Source organism: Parabacteroides sp. D25, from assembly GCF_000307475.1.
Lineage (GTDB): Bacteria > Bacteroidota > Bacteroidia > Bacteroidales > Tannerellaceae > Parabacteroides > Parabacteroides distasonis.
Map to the genome: position 1 here is coordinate 59,271 of NZ_JH976511.1, position 14,195 is coordinate 73,465.

22 protein-coding genes are annotated in these 14,195 nt (G+C 49.5%); 10 read left to right on the forward strand and 12 right to left on the reverse strand.

The window, feature by feature from the left end:
- The first annotated feature begins 30 nt into the window (after positions 1-30).
- From traK to HMPREF0999_RS21115, 9 genes are all read left to right on the forward strand, one after another.
- Positions 31-654, forward strand: a complete 624-nt coding sequence (traK, locus tag HMPREF0999_RS21075; RefSeq protein ID WP_005850480.1) for a conjugative transposon protein TraK — start codon at positions 31-33, stop codon at positions 652-654.
- Between the two features lie 6 nt (positions 655-660).
- On the forward strand, positions 661-981 hold the full coding sequence (locus tag HMPREF0999_RS21080) for a TraL conjugative transposon family protein (protein ID WP_005850478.1): 321 nt from the start codon (positions 661-663) through the stop codon (positions 979-981).
- Entirely contained in the window at positions 950-2,326 is a 1,377-nt protein-coding gene (gene traM, locus HMPREF0999_RS21085; protein ID WP_005850476.1) for a conjugative transposon protein TraM, read from the forward strand. Before HMPREF0999_RS21080 ends, traM begins: the two co-directional genes overlap by 32 nt.
- Positions 2,327-2,372: 46 nt before the next feature.
- Positions 2,373-3,359, forward strand: a complete 987-nt coding sequence (traN, locus tag HMPREF0999_RS21090) for a conjugative transposon protein TraN (protein ID WP_005850475.1) — start codon at positions 2,373-2,375, stop codon at positions 3,357-3,359.
- A gap of 2 nt (positions 3,360-3,361) precedes the next feature.
- Positions 3,362-3,937 carry a conjugal transfer protein TraO gene (locus tag HMPREF0999_RS21095; RefSeq protein WP_005850473.1) on the forward strand — a complete coding sequence of 192 codons (576 nt, stop codon included), beginning with the start codon at positions 3,362-3,364 and terminating at the stop codon, positions 3,935-3,937.
- 8 nt (positions 3,938-3,945) lie between these two features.
- Positions 3,946-4,821, forward strand: coding sequence for a toprim domain-containing protein (locus HMPREF0999_RS23270; RefSeq protein WP_010185927.1), 876 nt, complete (start codon positions 3,946-3,948; stop codon positions 4,819-4,821).
- An 18-nt stretch (positions 4,822-4,839) separates the two neighbouring features.
- Positions 4,840-5,346: a DUF3872 domain-containing protein gene (locus tag HMPREF0999_RS21105; RefSeq protein WP_005850466.1), complete on the forward strand. Its 507-nt coding sequence runs from the start codon at positions 4,840-4,842 to the stop codon at positions 5,344-5,346.
- Positions 5,343-5,870 carry a glycoside hydrolase family protein gene (locus tag HMPREF0999_RS21110; protein WP_005850464.1) on the forward strand — a complete coding sequence of 176 codons (528 nt, stop codon included), beginning with the start codon at positions 5,343-5,345 and terminating at the stop codon, positions 5,868-5,870. Before HMPREF0999_RS21105 ends, HMPREF0999_RS21110 begins: the two co-directional genes overlap by 4 nt.
- A 93-nt stretch (positions 5,871-5,963) precedes the next feature.
- Positions 5,964-6,947: a phage exclusion protein Lit family protein gene (locus HMPREF0999_RS21115; RefSeq protein WP_005850457.1), complete on the forward strand. Its 984-nt coding sequence runs from the start codon at positions 5,964-5,966 to the stop codon at positions 6,945-6,947.
- 50 nt (positions 6,948-6,997) lie between these two features.
- Here HMPREF0999_RS21115 and HMPREF0999_RS21120 read toward each other — a convergent pair whose 3' ends face one another.
- The 10 genes from HMPREF0999_RS21120 to HMPREF0999_RS21160 all read right to left on the reverse strand — a co-directional run bounded on the left by HMPREF0999_RS21120 (position 6,998) and on the right by HMPREF0999_RS21160 (position 11,256).
- On the reverse strand, positions 6,998-7,219 hold the full coding sequence (locus HMPREF0999_RS21120) for a hypothetical protein (protein WP_009276858.1): 222 nt from the start codon (positions 7,217-7,219) through the stop codon (positions 6,998-7,000).
- A 117-nt stretch (positions 7,220-7,336) separates the two neighbouring features.
- Positions 7,337-7,645, reverse strand: coding sequence for a hypothetical protein (locus HMPREF0999_RS21125; protein WP_005850451.1), 309 nt, complete (start codon positions 7,643-7,645; stop codon positions 7,337-7,339).
- A gap of 45 nt (positions 7,646-7,690) precedes the next feature.
- Positions 7,691-7,936 carry a DUF6956 domain-containing protein gene (locus HMPREF0999_RS21130; RefSeq protein ID WP_005850448.1) on the reverse strand — a complete coding sequence of 82 codons (246 nt, stop codon included), beginning with the start codon at positions 7,934-7,936 and terminating at the stop codon, positions 7,691-7,693.
- On the reverse strand, positions 7,933-8,166 hold the full coding sequence (locus HMPREF0999_RS21135) for a DUF3873 domain-containing protein (RefSeq protein ID WP_005850444.1): 234 nt from the start codon (positions 8,164-8,166) through the stop codon (positions 7,933-7,935). Before HMPREF0999_RS21135 ends, HMPREF0999_RS21130 begins: the two co-directional genes overlap by 4 nt.
- A gap of 20 nt (positions 8,167-8,186) precedes the next feature.
- Positions 8,187-8,444: a hypothetical protein gene (locus HMPREF0999_RS21140; RefSeq protein ID WP_005850441.1), complete on the reverse strand. Its 258-nt coding sequence runs from the start codon at positions 8,442-8,444 to the stop codon at positions 8,187-8,189.
- A 24-nt stretch (positions 8,445-8,468) separates the two neighbouring features.
- The gene (locus HMPREF0999_RS21145; RefSeq protein ID WP_005850438.1) at positions 8,469-9,758 is read right to left on the reverse strand and encodes a PcfJ domain-containing protein; all 1,290 of its coding nucleotides are present in this window, start codon (positions 9,756-9,758) and stop codon (positions 8,469-8,471) included.
- Positions 9,759-9,760: 2 nt separating this feature from the next.
- Positions 9,761-10,183: a PcfK-like family protein gene (locus HMPREF0999_RS21150; RefSeq protein ID WP_005850436.1), complete on the reverse strand. Its 423-nt coding sequence runs from the start codon at positions 10,181-10,183 to the stop codon at positions 9,761-9,763.
- A 15-nt stretch (positions 10,184-10,198) separates the two neighbouring features.
- Positions 10,199-10,795 (reverse strand): hypothetical protein, encoded by a 597-nt coding sequence (locus tag HMPREF0999_RS21155; RefSeq protein WP_005850434.1) that lies wholly within the window; start codon positions 10,793-10,795, stop codon positions 10,199-10,201.
- 12 nt (positions 10,796-10,807) lie between these two features.
- Complete coding sequence (locus HMPREF0999_RS22215; RefSeq protein WP_005850431.1) at positions 10,808-11,029, reverse strand: hypothetical protein; 222 nt, start codon at positions 11,027-11,029, stop codon at positions 10,808-10,810.
- 11 nt (positions 11,030-11,040) lie between these two features.
- Entirely contained in the window at positions 11,041-11,256 is a 216-nt protein-coding gene (locus tag HMPREF0999_RS21160) for a hypothetical protein (protein ID WP_005850429.1), read from the reverse strand.
- Positions 11,257-11,716: 460 nt separating this feature from the next.
- Here HMPREF0999_RS21160 and HMPREF0999_RS23055 point away from each other — a divergent pair, with 460 nt between their 5' ends.
- Positions 11,717-11,887: a hypothetical protein gene (locus HMPREF0999_RS23055; protein ID WP_010185948.1), complete on the forward strand. Its 171-nt coding sequence runs from the start codon at positions 11,717-11,719 to the stop codon at positions 11,885-11,887.
- 1,055 nt (positions 11,888-12,942) lie between these two features.
- On the opposite strand, the gene HMPREF0999_RS21165 is transcribed toward HMPREF0999_RS23055, so the two are convergent.
- On the reverse strand, positions 12,943-13,425 hold the full coding sequence (locus HMPREF0999_RS21165) for a DUF3408 domain-containing protein (protein WP_009276859.1): 483 nt from the start codon (positions 13,423-13,425) through the stop codon (positions 12,943-12,945).
- A gap of 4 nt (positions 13,426-13,429) precedes the next feature.
- Positions 13,430-14,128 carry a ParA family protein gene (locus HMPREF0999_RS21170; RefSeq protein WP_009276860.1) on the reverse strand — a complete coding sequence of 233 codons (699 nt, stop codon included), beginning with the start codon at positions 14,126-14,128 and terminating at the stop codon, positions 13,430-13,432.
- Positions 14,129-14,195 lie beyond the last annotated feature (67 nt).

The window sequence follows — 14,195 nt, forward strand, 5'->3', positions numbered from 1 at the left end:
GAATTAAGAACCGAAAAATAAAATCAGACAATGGAATTCAAGTCACTCAAAAACATCGAATCATCGTTCAGGCAGATACGCCTGTTCGGTATCGTCTTCCTCTCGCTGTGCGCCGTGATAACGGTATGGAGCGTGTGGAGTTCCTACCGCTTCGCGGAACGGCAGCGTGAGAAGATCTATGTGCTGGACAACGGCAAGTCGCTGATGCTGGCACTCTCGCAGGACTTGTCGCAGAACCGTCCGGCGGAAGCGAGGGAGCATGTGCGCCGCTTCCACGAACTGTTTTTCACGCTCTCGCCCGAAAAGAGCGCGATAGAACACAACGTAAAGCGTGCGTTGTTGCTGGCGGACAAGAGCGTGTACAACTACTATTCGGACTTCGCCGAGAAGGGGTACTACAACCGCATCATCGCCGGGAACATCAACCAAGTGCTGAAGGTGGACAGCGTGGTATGCGACTTCAACGGCTATCCCTACCGTGCCGTGACCTACGCCACGCAGAAGATTATCCGGCAGAGCAACGTCACCGAGCGCAGCCTCGTGACCACGTGCCGCCTCTTGAACTCGTCCCGTTCGGACAACAACCCGAACGGGTTCACCATCGAGGGATTCACCATCATCGAGAACAAGGATTTACAAACCATCAAAAGGTAAACGGATATGAAGAAAATCAAGAAATCATTTTGGGGCGCATATTGGAAACTCCACGACAAAAAGAAAATGCTGGTGGCAAGGCTCAGGGGCTATCTGGACGGCTTGCCGCCAAAGACACGCAGGCGCATCGTGCTGGCGATGCTCGCCGCATTCTCCGCGCTTGCCCTCTACACCTTCGGCAAAGCCGTGTATGACATCGGCAGGAATGACGGCAGCCGGATGGTGACAGACCATGCCGGACAGGTGGAACTGTCCGTGAAGACGGATAACAATCATAACGTAACACCTTATTTATATGGAACAGACGAAGAACGAAACGAAGATTGAGAACAAGACGGAGAGCAAGTCCGAAAGCACGGCTGCACCCGACAACAAGGGGAAGCCGAAAAAGGAGCGCAAGCCGCTGACCGAAGCCCAACGGCTGAAACGTCAGAAAATGATAGTGCTGCCCGCTATGGTGCTGGTATTCATCGGGGCGATGTGGCTGATATTCGCCCCGTCCTCCGGCAAAGAGCAGGAGCCGGGAACAGGCGGCTACAACATCGAGATGCCCGACGCGGACAAGGAGAACCGCCGGATTATCGGTGACAAGGCGAAAGCCTACGAACAGGGCGCAATGGAGGAAAGGCAGGAGAACCGCAGCCGCGCCATGCAGCAGTTGGGCGACCTGTTCGACCGCGAAACTGCGGCAGCGGATGGAGACAGCGATTTCGACCTTGCCAATCCCGGCGGAACAGAAGAGGCCGTGAAGCCCACACCGAAGACCATCCAATCCTCGGCAGCCGCCTACCGTGACCTCAATGCCACGCTCGGCAACTTCTACGAGCAGCCGAAAAACGACAATGCGGAGATGGACGAACTGCTGGAACGCATCGCCACCCTCGAATCCGAACTGGAAAGCGGAAAAGAGAGAAGCTCCACGATGGACGAGCAGGTGGCACTCATGGAAAAATCCTACGAGCTGGCGGCGAAGTACATGGGCGGGCAGAACGGCACGCAGGCGGCAGCGGGACAGACCGCAGAGCCGTCCCCCGTGCAGAAAGCCGGAAAGAACACGGCAAAACCCGTCAGGCAGGTGACGCATCAGGTGGTGTCCTCGCTCGGACAGCCCGTGAGCAATGCCGAATTTGTCGCTTCCTTCTCGCAGGAGCGCAACCGCAGTTTCAACACGGCGGTGGGCGTCACGACCGTATCGGACAGGAACACCATACCGGCATATGTCTATGGGACGCAGAGCGTGACGGACGGGCAGGCGGTCAGGTTGCGCTTGCTGGAGCCGATGGCGGTAGCAGACCGGATCATCCCCCGTAATGCGGTGGTGGTCGGCGCAGCCAAGATTCAGGGCGAACGGCTCGGCATCGAAATCACCTCTCTGGAACACGACGGTACGATTATCCCGGTGGAGTTGGAGGTCTATGACACGGACGGGCAGCCCGGCATATTCATCCCCAACTCGATGGAGATGAACGCCGTCAGGGAGGTTGCCGCCAACATGGGCGGCTCGCTCGGCAGCAGCATCAACATCTCCACCAATGCCGGGGCGCAGCTCGCCTCCGACTTGGGCAAGGGGCTGATACAAGGCACGAGCCAGTACATTGCCAAGAAGATGCGCACCGTCAAGGTGCATCTGAAAGCCGGGTACAGGGTCATGCTCTATCAGGAAGTGAATTAAGAAAACAATCAATCAAATTTTTATTTACCACTAAAAATCCAAAGTAATGAGAAAAGTAATCATGATGTTTGCCCTCGCTATGGGCATCGCAACTGCCAACGCGCAGGAAAACGTAACCGTTGGGCAAAGCAACGGAAGTGAACAACCGACCTTGACAAAGGAGGTCTATCCGCAGAAGGAGGCGGACGGCGACCTGTATCACGGTCTGACGAGAAAGCTGGGTTTTGACCGCATGGTTCCCCCGCACGGCTTGGAAGTGACCTACGACAAGACCGTGCATGTCATCTTCCCGGCGGAAGTGCGCTATGTCGATTTAGGCTCGCCCGACCTGATTGCGGGCAAAGCCGAAGGTGCGGAGAACGTCATCCGCGTGAAGGCTACCGTGAGGAACTTCCCGAACGAAACCAACATGTCCGTAATCACGGAGGACGGGAGTTTTTACACCTTCAACGTGAAGTATGCCACCGAACCGCTGCTGCTCAACGTGGAGATGTGCGACTTCATCCATGACGGCGAGGCGGTGAACCGTCCGAACAATGCGCAGGAAATCTACCTGAAAGAGCTGGGCAGTGAAAGTCCCATGCTGGTGCGCCTTATCATGAAGTCCATCCACAAGCAGAACAAACGTGAGGTGAAGCATATCGGCTGCAAGCGTTTCGGCATCCAGTACCTTCTGAAAGGCATCTACACGCACAACGGGCTTCTGTATTTCCACACGGAAATCAGGAACCAGAGCAACGTGCCTTTCGATGTGGACTACATCACATGGAAAATCGTGGACAAGAAGGTGATGAAGCGTACCGCAGTGCAGGAGCGTATCATCCTGCCGCTCCGTGCGCAGAACTACGCCACGCTCGTGCCGGGCAAAAAAAGCGAACGCACGGTCTTCACGATGGCGAAGTTCACCATCCCCGACGGCAAGTGTCTCGTGGTGGAGCTGAACGAGAAGAACGGAGGTCGTCATCAGTCTTTCGTGATCGAGAATGAGGATTTGGTGCGTGCCAATAACATCAACGAACTCCAAGTGCGCTGACCATGAGAAAGTACATCGCAATCATCATCGCGTCGCTTGCCCTGTTCACGGGGCAGGCGTACGCCCAGCGATGTCTGCCGAAAATGCAGGGCATCGAGGTAAGGGCGAATCTGGCGGACGGCTTCAAACCCGGCGGCAACGACGGCGGGTACAGTTTCGGGGCGGCTCTCTCCACCTACACGAAGAAGGGCAACAAATGGATGTTCGGAGGTGAGTATCTCCTGAAGAACAACCCGTACAAGGATACCGCCATACCTGTGGTGCAGTTCACGGCGGAAGGCGGCTACTATTTCAAGATACTTTCCGATGCCCGTAAAATCATGTTCGTCTATGCGGGGGCTTCGGCTCTCGTCGGATATGAATCGGTGAATTGGGGCGAAAAGGTGCTGCAAGACGGCTCGACCCTGCATAACCGGGACGCCTTCATCTATGGCGGTGCGCTGACGCTGGACGTGGAGTTTTACGTGGCTGACCGTATCGCCCTGCTCGCCAATCTCCGGGAGCGTTGCCTGTGGGGTGGCGACACACGAAAGTTCCACACGCAGTTCGGGGTCGGCATCAAGTTCATCATCAACTGATGCGCCGCATGGAACGGACGGATATAGACACCATGAGGCAAATATCCCTCGCGGACTTTCTCGCACGGCTGGGACATGAGCCTGTACGGAGAAGCGGAAACGAGCTGTGGTATCTCGCGCCGTACCGCAATGAGCGCACGCCCTCTTTCCGCGTGAACGTGGCGAAACGGCTCTGGTACGATTTCGGTTTGGGCAAGGGCGGTGACATCTTCACGCTTGCCGGGGAGTTTGCCCGAAGCGGCGACTTCATGGCGCAGGCGAGATTCATAGCGGAAACCGCCCGTATGCCGTTTGTCGCATCGGAAAAGCCGTTGTTCCTGCCGGAGCCGTCCGAACCTGCCTTTGAGGGAGTGGAAGCCGTCCCGCTGCTCCGCTCACCATTAACAGAGTATCTGGCGGAACGGGGCATCCCTTATGCCGTTGCATCCCGCCACTGCTGCCGCCTGAACTACGGCGTGCGTGGAAAGCGGTATTTCGCAATCGGTTTCCCGAACGTGGCTGGCGGCTATGAAATCCGTAGCCGCTACTTCAAGGGTTGCGTACCACCGAAAGATGTGTCACTGATAAAACCGAAAGATACCGCCTCTGACGTATGCAGCGTGTTTGAGGGCTTCATGGACTTTCTGTCCGCTGCTGCACTCGGTATAGGCGGCAATAGCGACAGCCTTGTGCTGAACTCCGTTGCCAACGTGGGTAAGGCGGTGAAACACTTGGACGGGTACGGGCGCATAGACTGCTTCCTCGACCGTGACGAAGCCGGACGGAGGACGCTGGAAGCCCTCAAAGGATATTACGGCGGACGTGTCACCGACCGTTCCGCACTCCATGACGGTTACAAGGACTTGAACGAGTATCTGCAACTGACAGCAAAAAATGAACAATAACTTAAAAATCAAAGAACAATGAACATACTGAACAACAAGAACAAGAGAACATCCATCTTCAAGGCGTTGGCACTCTGCCTGTTCGCCGCCATGTTGCTCACGCTCGCATCGTGTGACGATGACATGGACATCCAGCAATCCTATCCCTTCACAGTGGAAACCATGCCCGTGCCTAACAAGGTAACGAAGGGGCAGACGGTGGAAATCCGCTGTGAGTTGAAAAAGACGGGCGATTACGCCAACACCCTATATACCATCCGGTATTTCCAATTCGAGGGAGAAGGAACATTGAAAATGGACAACGGCATTACGTTCCTGCCCAACGACCGCTACCTGCTCGAAAACGAGAAGTTCCGGCTGTACTACACGGCGCAAGGTGACGAGGTGCACAACTTCATCGTAGTGGTGGAAGATAATTTCAGCAACTCCTACGAATTGGAATTTGACTTCAACAATCGCAACGTGAAGGATGACGGGGCTATCTCTATTGTCCCAATCGGAAACTTCAAACCCCTTACACGATGATGCGTGTATTCATGGCTATCCTCTGTTCCCTTCTGGCGGTCTGCTCCGTGTCCGCACGGGACAGCTGTCAGAAGGGGACGGACGGGCAGGCGTCAATCTACCGCCTGCCGCCTTTCGAGCGGGCGGTTCGCTGTACGAAGTATTTTGAAGGCTGGCACTCGGAGAAACACCACCCATACGTGGGCTGGGGGCATCAGGTGCAGCCGGGGGAAAGGTATTCGGCACGCACCATGACGAAGCGGCAGGCGGACGCACTCCTGCGGAAAGACTTGCGGAAGTTCTGCGCCATGTTCCGCAAGTTCGGGCGTGACAGTCTGCTCCTTGCCACGCTCGCCTACAATGTCGGTCCATACCGGCTTTTGGGGAGCGGGAAGATACCCAAAAGCACACTGATCCGAAAATTGGAGGCGGGCGACAGGAACATTTACCGGGAATATATCGCTTTCTGCAACTACAAAGGTAAACGGCACGCCATGCTGCTCAAACGGAGAAAGGCGGAGTTTGCGCTGCTGTATATCCTGTGATACGACTGAAATTCCTTGCGGTAAACAATATCGCAAGGAATTTTAGCGTCTAATACAAATTAACACATTACCTTTGCAAGTAAAATTTGTAAAATGAAAGAAGCGAAAGAAATATATTATTTACCTGTTGAACAGCTATCTGATGATGCTATTCAATGTATTGAAAAAGTTGTTGAACTGTTAGATGCGATAAAAGACGATTGCAATATCAATAACTTTTCTCGTCGATTTACATTCATAAGGGAAGGAAAAGCTATTAGCGATGTTGCGGAAATAAAAAAAGATAGCAATGGATTAAATCATATCTATATCAACGAAAACTTTTGTCAGTATTTATGGTCTGTATGTATTTATCTTAATGCCTATTTTGAGAATGTCATACATATTCCAATAATGGATGCTGTTGGCATAAACAAATATGGTTATAAACCCAATCTGATTGATGTAGAGTATGCTAATGATTGCTTTTTTAGAGGACGGCAATTGTTGCATAACTTCAATAGGGATGTTTATTGGGTAACACCCAACATCTGTAATCCCCAGCAATTTGAAAATATTATAAGTCACACAAATGGTGTATATTGTGCTGCGATAGCATTTATATATGCCCACGAATTTTCACATAATTATTTAGGTCATACACAAATACAACAGACGTTTCCCCATACTATAGATGATGAAATTGCCGCAGATGATACGGCAATTAGTTTTATTCAAACTGAATATGACTCTGCATGGGGAAATACATATAAGGCAGGTGTCGCAACTGTATTAGCAGCCATTTTATTGATGAGCGAAGATTCTATTTCTGGTGATGGAACTCATCCAGATATGGATGTCCGAATAGAAAATTTGGTTACTAAACTGGAATTACATGAAATGGATCCACTTTGGGGCTACTTAGGTGTTGCATTAAGATTATGGTTGCTGGTATTTGGTGGTTTGTCTATCGAAGAGGATATGCAACAGCCCGGTTTTGGCTCATATAAGGAGATTTATTTATTTTACATGGAGAAATTGAAAACAGTTAGACAACAACGTTATCCCAAAATTGTAAAACCTGATTGGGATATATAGCTAAATTAAAAACTCCGATGAAGCCGCAACTTCATCGGAGTTTCCGCTTTTCATACATTCGGGATTTTTCCTTTGCCGATTACCTCACCGTCCCTGCAATGCTCTATGATGCCGGGCGAAAATCCCATCTCCCCGATTGCGATATGCCGGATATACTCCGCATATTCCTGACCTTGAAAATTCCTCCCCGTGAGGTTTTTGAAAATCATCCTTATGCTTGTTCCGTCATCGCTGTGCAGGATGATTTTTCCGTTCTGTCTGATTTCTTCCATGATTGAAACTTGTTTTTGTGAATACTATCGTAGATTGGGACAGCGGTTTCTTTGCTACTTTCTTTGTCCGCCATCATGCTCACCGAAAGAAAGTAGGGCGGCTTTCGCCGTCGCCACTCAAAAACGGGTGTAAAGTCCCGTTACCATCGTGAACATTTCTTCCAGCATATCGCAGTATATGCCATCGTGCGTTGCAATGTCCTTTGTCTTGCACTCGAATGTCTTTTTACTGAACGTCTTGCGGTAGAAACGCATATTGTAGAGGTCTAATCCTGCATCGTAGATGATGTCAAGGCGGTTCGCGCTCGTCTTGTTCCTTGCAAGGCTCATGCGCAAGCCGTTGCCCATGTCTATGAAGTCCTTGCTTCCCGTCATGGCGACAAAGCGTCTGCCGCCTATCTGCTGTAAAATCGTCTTTGCTATCATGCTTTTCTTGGTTTTAGGTTGGCGGTGCGGACACCGCCAACTTGTTTAACATTCTGTTATCTCGGCAATGGGTGTGTTTCGTTTCAACCATTCCATCAGGCACTCCATATTGTACTCGCTTGTGATGACTGCCGTATGGCTGTTGATGGCGGTAAACCTGCTGCTCTCGTAGTCGTCTATCCACCCTTTTAGGGTATCAACTCCCCACGCTTCGGCATCGTCAAAGATGCCGTCCAATACTTTGATAGGCTCGCTGAATTTCACTATCAGCGTTTGATAGGCTGTGTTCATCGGTTGTCCTCCTTTCCATCCTTTGCCGTGAGCCACTTATCCCGTGCGGCTCGGCACTCGTCCAATGTGGGTTTGACACAAGAGAACAACTCTCCGTCTGTGGGGTGGCGGTAGTCGTACTGCACAAGTGTCCGCTTGCGTCTGCCGATACCTAATTGGAAACGCTCATATTTCTCCGTACCTGCTTCGGTGCAGGTGCTTATACCGTTGATGGTCATTCGTGTTGCCATAATCGTTGATTTTAGAGTGGTTAAAAATGTACTGACAAAACTCTGTTGCGCATCACCATTTCGGGGTCACTCGTATAGCGTTGGTGCAGGTAGAAATGGTGGGAGCCGAAGCCGTAAAGGAAAAACCTGTCAAGTCCGTGCTTCTCGGCAAAGTCCTTTACACTCCGTCTTAACTGCTCCTCACTCGTTGCAAGAGTGAGGAGGTTCACAAATTCAAGGAACATCGTGGGGATTTTATCGTCCCACAGACAAACCATGCTTTCAATTCTTACTTCCATTTTGTTGGGTTTTATAGGTTAATACTATGCCACTTCCATCCGCTGGCGGATAAGGTTCACATTGCTGTTCACAAGGTTTACAATGCGGTCGTGGTACTCGGTATTGGAATTGTGCAAGCCACGACTTTGCACCACTTCCAATGTCTTCAAGGAAACCTCCACCGTTTCTATGCGCTTGCCGTCAATGGTGGCGGATAGGATAAGGGAGTTCTTTTCAAGGAAATAGGAGTTGGAAAACACGCAATGGTGCAGTTCCGTCCCTTCCGCTGCAAACTCCGCCACGCTCTCCAACACACGCACCTGCAAAGTGCCGTCCGTGAATGCAATGCCGAAGAATATGCCTTTGAGTTTGCGGTATGCCTTCTCGTGTTTCTTCGCTTGGCGGATGCGTTCTTCCAATTTCTTGCGCTCTATCTCCTTGTTGCGCTTGTGCATAAGTCTGTCGTGTTCGGCTTTGAGGTCGGCAGGGCAGACGTATTTCGGGCTGTTCGTGTCCTTGCCGAAATGCCGCAGGAGGTCTATGGTGTCACGCCACATGGAGCCGTCAGCAATGGTGTAGCCGTTGCGGATACATATCTTTATGGATGCCCAATACCTCTCCATGTCAAAGGAACTGCGGATGTAGTGGCGCAACATGGGGTATTGCCCTGCCTTCAACAGCGTTTCGGCTCGGCTGTCGGAAAGGATAGCCGTGAAAAGGTCGTAAGGCAGTATGTTGTGGTACTCGCCATTGAAGCCGTTGCGTTTCAGTTCGGGTATGAAACGCTGTCGGGGATAGGTGCAGACGGGGTTTATATCGTATGCACGTAGTTTGTTGTTCTTGCGTACTTCCATGTCGCTGTATTCCGCCCATAGGTCATAGTAAAGTATGGACATTCCACGCAGTCGGGCAACGGTGGTAGTTGTACCTTTTGGCGAAATCCACCTTTGCACCACTTCATAAATGGAATACTCGGCTGCCTGTCCTGCCTTGTATCGGGACTTGACGAAAAAGAAGCGTATAACTTGATACTGCTTGCAGGTGGTGACGATGGAGAAATACTCGTTCTCGCTGAACACGCTCTTTCGGGTGCGCAACGCTTCCAACTCCATGCCGCAATGCGGGCAGGTGCATCCGCAAACGGTGTCCGCAAGGTCGTGTTCACTCCTCCACGAATGTCCGCACTCGGTGCAGATGTTCGTGCCGTCCGCCCTCTTGATGGCGTAATGCTTGAAGCAATGGCGGAAAGCGTATGCCCTCTGTATGGCGGTCAATTTCGGCAGTCGCTCGCTCAATCGTGCGACTTCCTGCTGTATGGGTGTTCTCGGTTTCATAATCAGAAATTGAATAGGTTGGGTTGTTGTACTTCTTGTGCGGTCGCTTTGGTGGCGGTTCTCGGCTTGCTGCGGTTTTGCAACTTGCGGAGTTCTTCCTCTTGGTATCTGCGGACTGCGTTCTGCCGTGCTTCCGCCTTTTCCTCTGCCGTGAGTTCCACAACGTGGTTCACCGCCACTTGGCATTGGATAGGCTTGCCTACCTCTATCTCGTTCTCGTCATAGTAGTGGACGGCTTGCCCGAATATCTCCCCGTCCGTGAAGCCGTTGCAACCGCTCCGCTGCACGTAGTTGAGAATGTAGGTGACGCAATCGTCTATGTTCTTGGCAGGGTTGCGGTAGTTCTTCGCAAAGAGCGCATCCTCCGCTGCACGCTGCTCCAAATACATCTGTATCGTTCTCTTGAAATGGTCTGTTCCTTTCATATCGCTGTCGTTTTATCAGTTATACATTTTTCCGTTTCCCAAAAACTCGTAGTCGTTGGCTGCGCAACTCTCCTCGAAACTCTCCTCGCTGCACTGAAATTCCATATCGTCACGGCACGACTTGAAGAAGCTGTCAAGGCACTTGTCCATGAGGTCGTACAGAGTGGTTCGGGTGTCGGGGGCTTTCAGAAAGTCGTAGATGGGTCGCAGGATGTCCTCGTCTGCGCAATAGCCTGTCAGTACGCAACAGTTGTCCGTGAATACCCTGCTTTTGCGCCTTTTCTTGTAATTGCCTTTGAGGTAGTAGGCTTTCGGCTTGAATAGGGTATGCCAATAGTTATTGACGATGTATTTCAGAAGCCGTATGCCGCAGAGTTCCTCTTCCTCTCCGCTGTAACGTGAGGTGAAGCGGTAGGAATAACGGCACGTGTCGTAACTCCAATCGTTCACTTTGACCTTGAACACACTTTCAAATGCTTCCAGCGTGTTGCGGTTGTCGCTGTCCCAACCGTATTCAAAGGTGCGCAACCATTCGTTGTATGCGGTATCTCTCGCTGCTGCGGAGAGTTCAGCTAATTGGAAAAGGTCGTATGTCCTTGTTATCGTTCTCATATCGCTGTCGTTTTAGATGGTCTGTTTCAGTATCTCTCTCCAATAGGTCGGCTGCACCTCGCTCAAAAGGAAGTCTGTAAAGTCCCTCCGTGCGTCCTTGTTCAGTTCTCGGTAGAGTTCACGGAACACGGATATGTTGCCGTTGATGTACGTTTCAACCATATACACGAAGATATTGTCCACCTCGTAGTATCTGCACTGCTGCGCTGCCGTTTTGCTGCTTCTCTTTGCCATGTCGGTAAGGGTTAAAGGGTGAATAACCAAAGGATGAAACCGAAGAAGGCGGTTGCGGAAAGGATAGCCACGATTACGCCTATCGCCACTCGGAACACTCCGTTTACAATCTCTCTAATGATGCCCCAAAGGATGCCGAACACCCCGAAGGCGGTGCGCACCATCAAGCCGCATATCGCAAGCCCTATGTACTGTGCCATTTGTCTGAAATTTGCCGTTGCCGTCATATCTTCGCTGTTTTTGATTTTTTTATTTTTTAATGCGGATTCAAGAGCTGAGGGAGTTGAGTTTCAAACTATCTTATCTGCCTCTCGTTTATCCGACATTTTTTTTATGCGTCTTTCTGTCGCATCGGTCGTTTTCGTTTCGGGTGCTTGAAAAGGTAGGGATTAGGGGATGCAAGGTTTTTCGGGAAAAATACTACCCGCAGGGCTGGAGATTTTTGCCGAAAACAGGAGGCTTGACCTTGCATTCCCGTCCAATCCCGGAATTACCTTTGCGCCCAGAACGGAAATGACTGCCTGATGCGGCGTCACTGAAAGACGCGAAAATGGAGGTAAACGGAAGTGGAGGCAGATTAGACAGGAAAACTTCAAAAGAGAAATCTGTGAAAAAAAGAAATCCCCAAAAGGAAAAAAAGGGACATAGCCGGAAGCGTGAAACCGGGCAAACCACCGGCAAGGAAGTATGATTTTATATGTCTGGCCGAGCGTGTCCGGTCGGACATATAAAATCATTCTTCCCGGTTTGCCTGCCGTGCATAACGGCTTGTTCCATTTATGGATCGGGCGGTCAGACACGGCTTTCCGCTTACGGCTCAAAGGAACAGCGAAAAAGAAATCGTCTGCGAACCCGTAAAAGCACCTCTCTGGCATAAGCACAAAAGAAATGGGCCTTGCATCATCAGTCTAAACTGTTGTTTAGGCGTGAGGCAAAGCCCTTTTCTCCGCTTATGCGGCAGTCGGCATACGTTCATCCAAAATTCTTTTGGGCGATGGTGTGCCGACGGATAAAACAGCTTTTACGGAAAAACTTGTATGAGATAGAAAAAAAATTAGGGAGATTCATTTCAAAATCTCCCGTTTTATTGTTACTTTTGCATATGAAGAGTTCTTTGAAGGTTACGCAACGCGCAGAAAGATGATGCAGTAGATAACTAACTAAATCGTAACCTATTACTATCATGAGCAATTAACCTACGCTCATTTCCAATGAATTACACTCTTTTCGTAACTTCCTGATGCAAAGATACGTTTTTTCCACGGAAGATAGTGAATATAACTCCCTACAAATGAAGATGCCAAAGCGTTTTTTTCGTGTTGTTTCTCGATTTAGTTGTGTAAAAATGTCCCGACTACGGCTGTTTCCGATCCCCCAGTTGTGTAAAAGTGTCCCGAATGACCGGTTTAGTTGTGCAGAAGTGTCCCGGATTCCTGATTTAGTTGTGTAAAAGTGTCCTGAATGCAGATTCTAGTTGTGTAAAAGTGTCCCGACTTTCCTGTTCAGTTGTGCAGAAGTGTCCCGAATAGTCGGTTAGTTGTGCAGAAGTGTCCTGGTTGCGAAAAGATGCCATCAAGCGCTAACTTGCAATAATATAGTTGATTATACGGAAAACCTCCCTTATTAGTTGTGTAAAAGTGTCCCACAAATACTTAAGTTCCTAAAAACCTAAATAAAACAAAGAAATGATTTTGCTACTGTATTCTTACTTTCGGAAAAAATTTAGAGGTGGAAACAAGTAGAAGTTTGAATTCTTTAACATATTGTCCGGGATAATAGGCAAAGGGATTTTTCCACAGTTGTGTAAAAGTGTCCCGGTTCAATGCCGACCTTCACTAAAACAGCGTGCAAAAATAACGCCTGCCCGACAAATGCTGTCGAACAGGCGTATATATATTTTTCCGAAAGTAGAATCAGATGCTCATATACTTCTTCAGTATCGCTTGAATCTCCTTGTTATGGCTGGTCAATACGTCTTCAAGAATGTTGTTGGCGATATTGTGCATTCCTAATCCCGTGGCCATAGCAATCTGCTTCAGCTTTCTGTGGGTTTCGCTGGATATCCGGATTACTTCGGTATTCTTTAATTTTCGCTCTTCCAGATATTCCGAGAATTTTTTTCCGCTGACTTTGCTTTCTTCTGTTTTTGGGGAAGACTGCACGGAAGGTTTGGATTCCGGCTTTTCCATTTGTTCCGGCTGAGGTTCTTGGACGGTTTCTGTGACCGGAGCCGATTCTTTCACCTCTTCATGAATGGGCTGTTCAATCGTTGGTTGGGGAATGGTGCTTGCCGCAACACTTCCGATCTGCTGGATTTCCTGCTCTTTCTTACTGGCACTTTGCAGCAAGAGTTTTCTCATGGCGGCTGATGATGTCCTTTCTTTGTTGGTAGCCATAGCTTTATTCTCCTATATGGTTACAGATTAATTCCAATACCTCTTCACAGAACGCATCACAAGGATGATGGTACGCTTTACTCAGCGTGCTTAAATTGCGTTGATAGTCAACCCTTGAATCCTTGATGTAGTTTTGCATCAACTCGAAAGGCAAGGTTTTTTTATTTTTCAAAATTTCTTTGAACTCCAGCACATTCGGAAGAACACGGTTCATAACACCACGCACGGTAGTCTTTTTGCCAATCTTTCGACGACTTTCAATGATTCCCTCATAGATGTTATTGTAAAAGACCAATGTAGGTCTTAGATCGGTCTGGTTCGGTTCGAAGGGAATGATGATCACGTCAACGAAGTGCAGCGTTTCAACTACACCGTTTTGTTTCAGGTTACCCGGAAAATCGACAAGTATAATGTCGTAATTGTCCTGAAGGAAATCCAGTTGGTTGATGAACTCTGAGGAAGAGATATTGATAACCTCATATTCTTCTTCCTTTTTCATGATTCCGTCCTCGGCTTCGTCCTCACGTAATTTTCCGATAGTGTTCTGCATGTCATCGATATCCACAACGGCAATGGATAAGCCACCCTCTTCGTTTGACTGCGAATGAATATAACCTGCAAACAAAGCTGTCAATGTGGACTTTCCTACTCCGCCCTTGGGATTCTCAAAAGCTACGACTACTCCTGGTAATATTTGTCCCATAATGTACGTTTTTAAGTATGTGCGCAAATATATAAATAATAAATTAAATAATCGCATACTTTTATAA

Coding starts and splice junctions, on each gene's coding strand:
- traK (WP_005850480.1), top strand. CDS start 31: ATGGAATTCAAGTCACTCAAAAACATCGAATCATCGTTCAGGCAGATA.
- HMPREF0999_RS21080 (WP_005850478.1), top strand. CDS start 661: ATGAAGAAAATCAAGAAATCATTTTGGGGCGCATATTGGAAACTCCAC.
- traM (WP_005850476.1), top strand. CDS start 950: ATGGAACAGACGAAGAACGAAACGAAGATTGAGAACAAGACGGAGAGC.
- traN (WP_005850475.1), top strand. CDS start 2,373: ATGAGAAAAGTAATCATGATGTTTGCCCTCGCTATGGGCATCGCAACT.
- HMPREF0999_RS21095 (WP_005850473.1), top strand. CDS start 3,362: ATGAGAAAGTACATCGCAATCATCATCGCGTCGCTTGCCCTGTTCACG.
- HMPREF0999_RS23270 (WP_010185927.1), top strand. CDS start 3,946: ATGGAACGGACGGATATAGACACCATGAGGCAAATATCCCTCGCGGAC.
- HMPREF0999_RS21105 (WP_005850466.1), top strand. CDS start 4,840: ATGAACATACTGAACAACAAGAACAAGAGAACATCCATCTTCAAGGCG.
- HMPREF0999_RS21110 (WP_005850464.1), top strand. CDS start 5,343: ATGATGCGTGTATTCATGGCTATCCTCTGTTCCCTTCTGGCGGTCTGC.
- HMPREF0999_RS21115 (WP_005850457.1), top strand. CDS start 5,964: ATGAAAGAAGCGAAAGAAATATATTATTTACCTGTTGAACAGCTATCT.
- HMPREF0999_RS21120 (WP_009276858.1), bottom strand. CDS start 7,219: ATGGAAGAAATCAGACAGAACGGAAAAATCATCCTGCACAGCGATGAC.
- HMPREF0999_RS21125 (WP_005850451.1), bottom strand. CDS start 7,645: ATGATAGCAAAGACGATTTTACAGCAGATAGGCGGCAGACGCTTTGTC.
- HMPREF0999_RS21130 (WP_005850448.1), bottom strand. CDS start 7,936: ATGAACACAGCCTATCAAACGCTGATAGTGAAATTCAGCGAGCCTATC.
- HMPREF0999_RS21135 (WP_005850444.1), bottom strand. CDS start 8,166: ATGGCAACACGAATGACCATCAACGGTATAAGCACCTGCACCGAAGCA.
- HMPREF0999_RS21140 (WP_005850441.1), bottom strand. CDS start 8,444: ATGGAAGTAAGAATTGAAAGCATGGTTTGTCTGTGGGACGATAAAATC.
- HMPREF0999_RS21145 (WP_005850438.1), bottom strand. CDS start 9,758: ATGAAACCGAGAACACCCATACAGCAGGAAGTCGCACGATTGAGCGAG.
- HMPREF0999_RS21150 (WP_005850436.1), bottom strand. CDS start 10,183: ATGAAAGGAACAGACCATTTCAAGAGAACGATACAGATGTATTTGGAG.
- HMPREF0999_RS21155 (WP_005850434.1), bottom strand. CDS start 10,795: ATGAGAACGATAACAAGGACATACGACCTTTTCCAATTAGCTGAACTC.
- HMPREF0999_RS22215 (WP_005850431.1), bottom strand. CDS start 11,029: ATGGCAAAGAGAAGCAGCAAAACGGCAGCGCAGCAGTGCAGATACTAC.
- HMPREF0999_RS21160 (WP_005850429.1), bottom strand. CDS start 11,256: ATGACGGCAACGGCAAATTTCAGACAAATGGCACAGTACATAGGGCTT.
- HMPREF0999_RS23055 (WP_010185948.1), top strand. CDS start 11,717: ATGATTTTATATGTCTGGCCGAGCGTGTCCGGTCGGACATATAAAATC.
- HMPREF0999_RS21165 (WP_009276859.1), bottom strand. CDS start 13,425: ATGGCTACCAACAAAGAAAGGACATCATCAGCCGCCATGAGAAAACTC.
- HMPREF0999_RS21170 (WP_009276860.1), bottom strand. CDS start 14,128: ATGGGACAAATATTACCAGGAGTAGTCGTAGCTTTTGAGAATCCCAAG.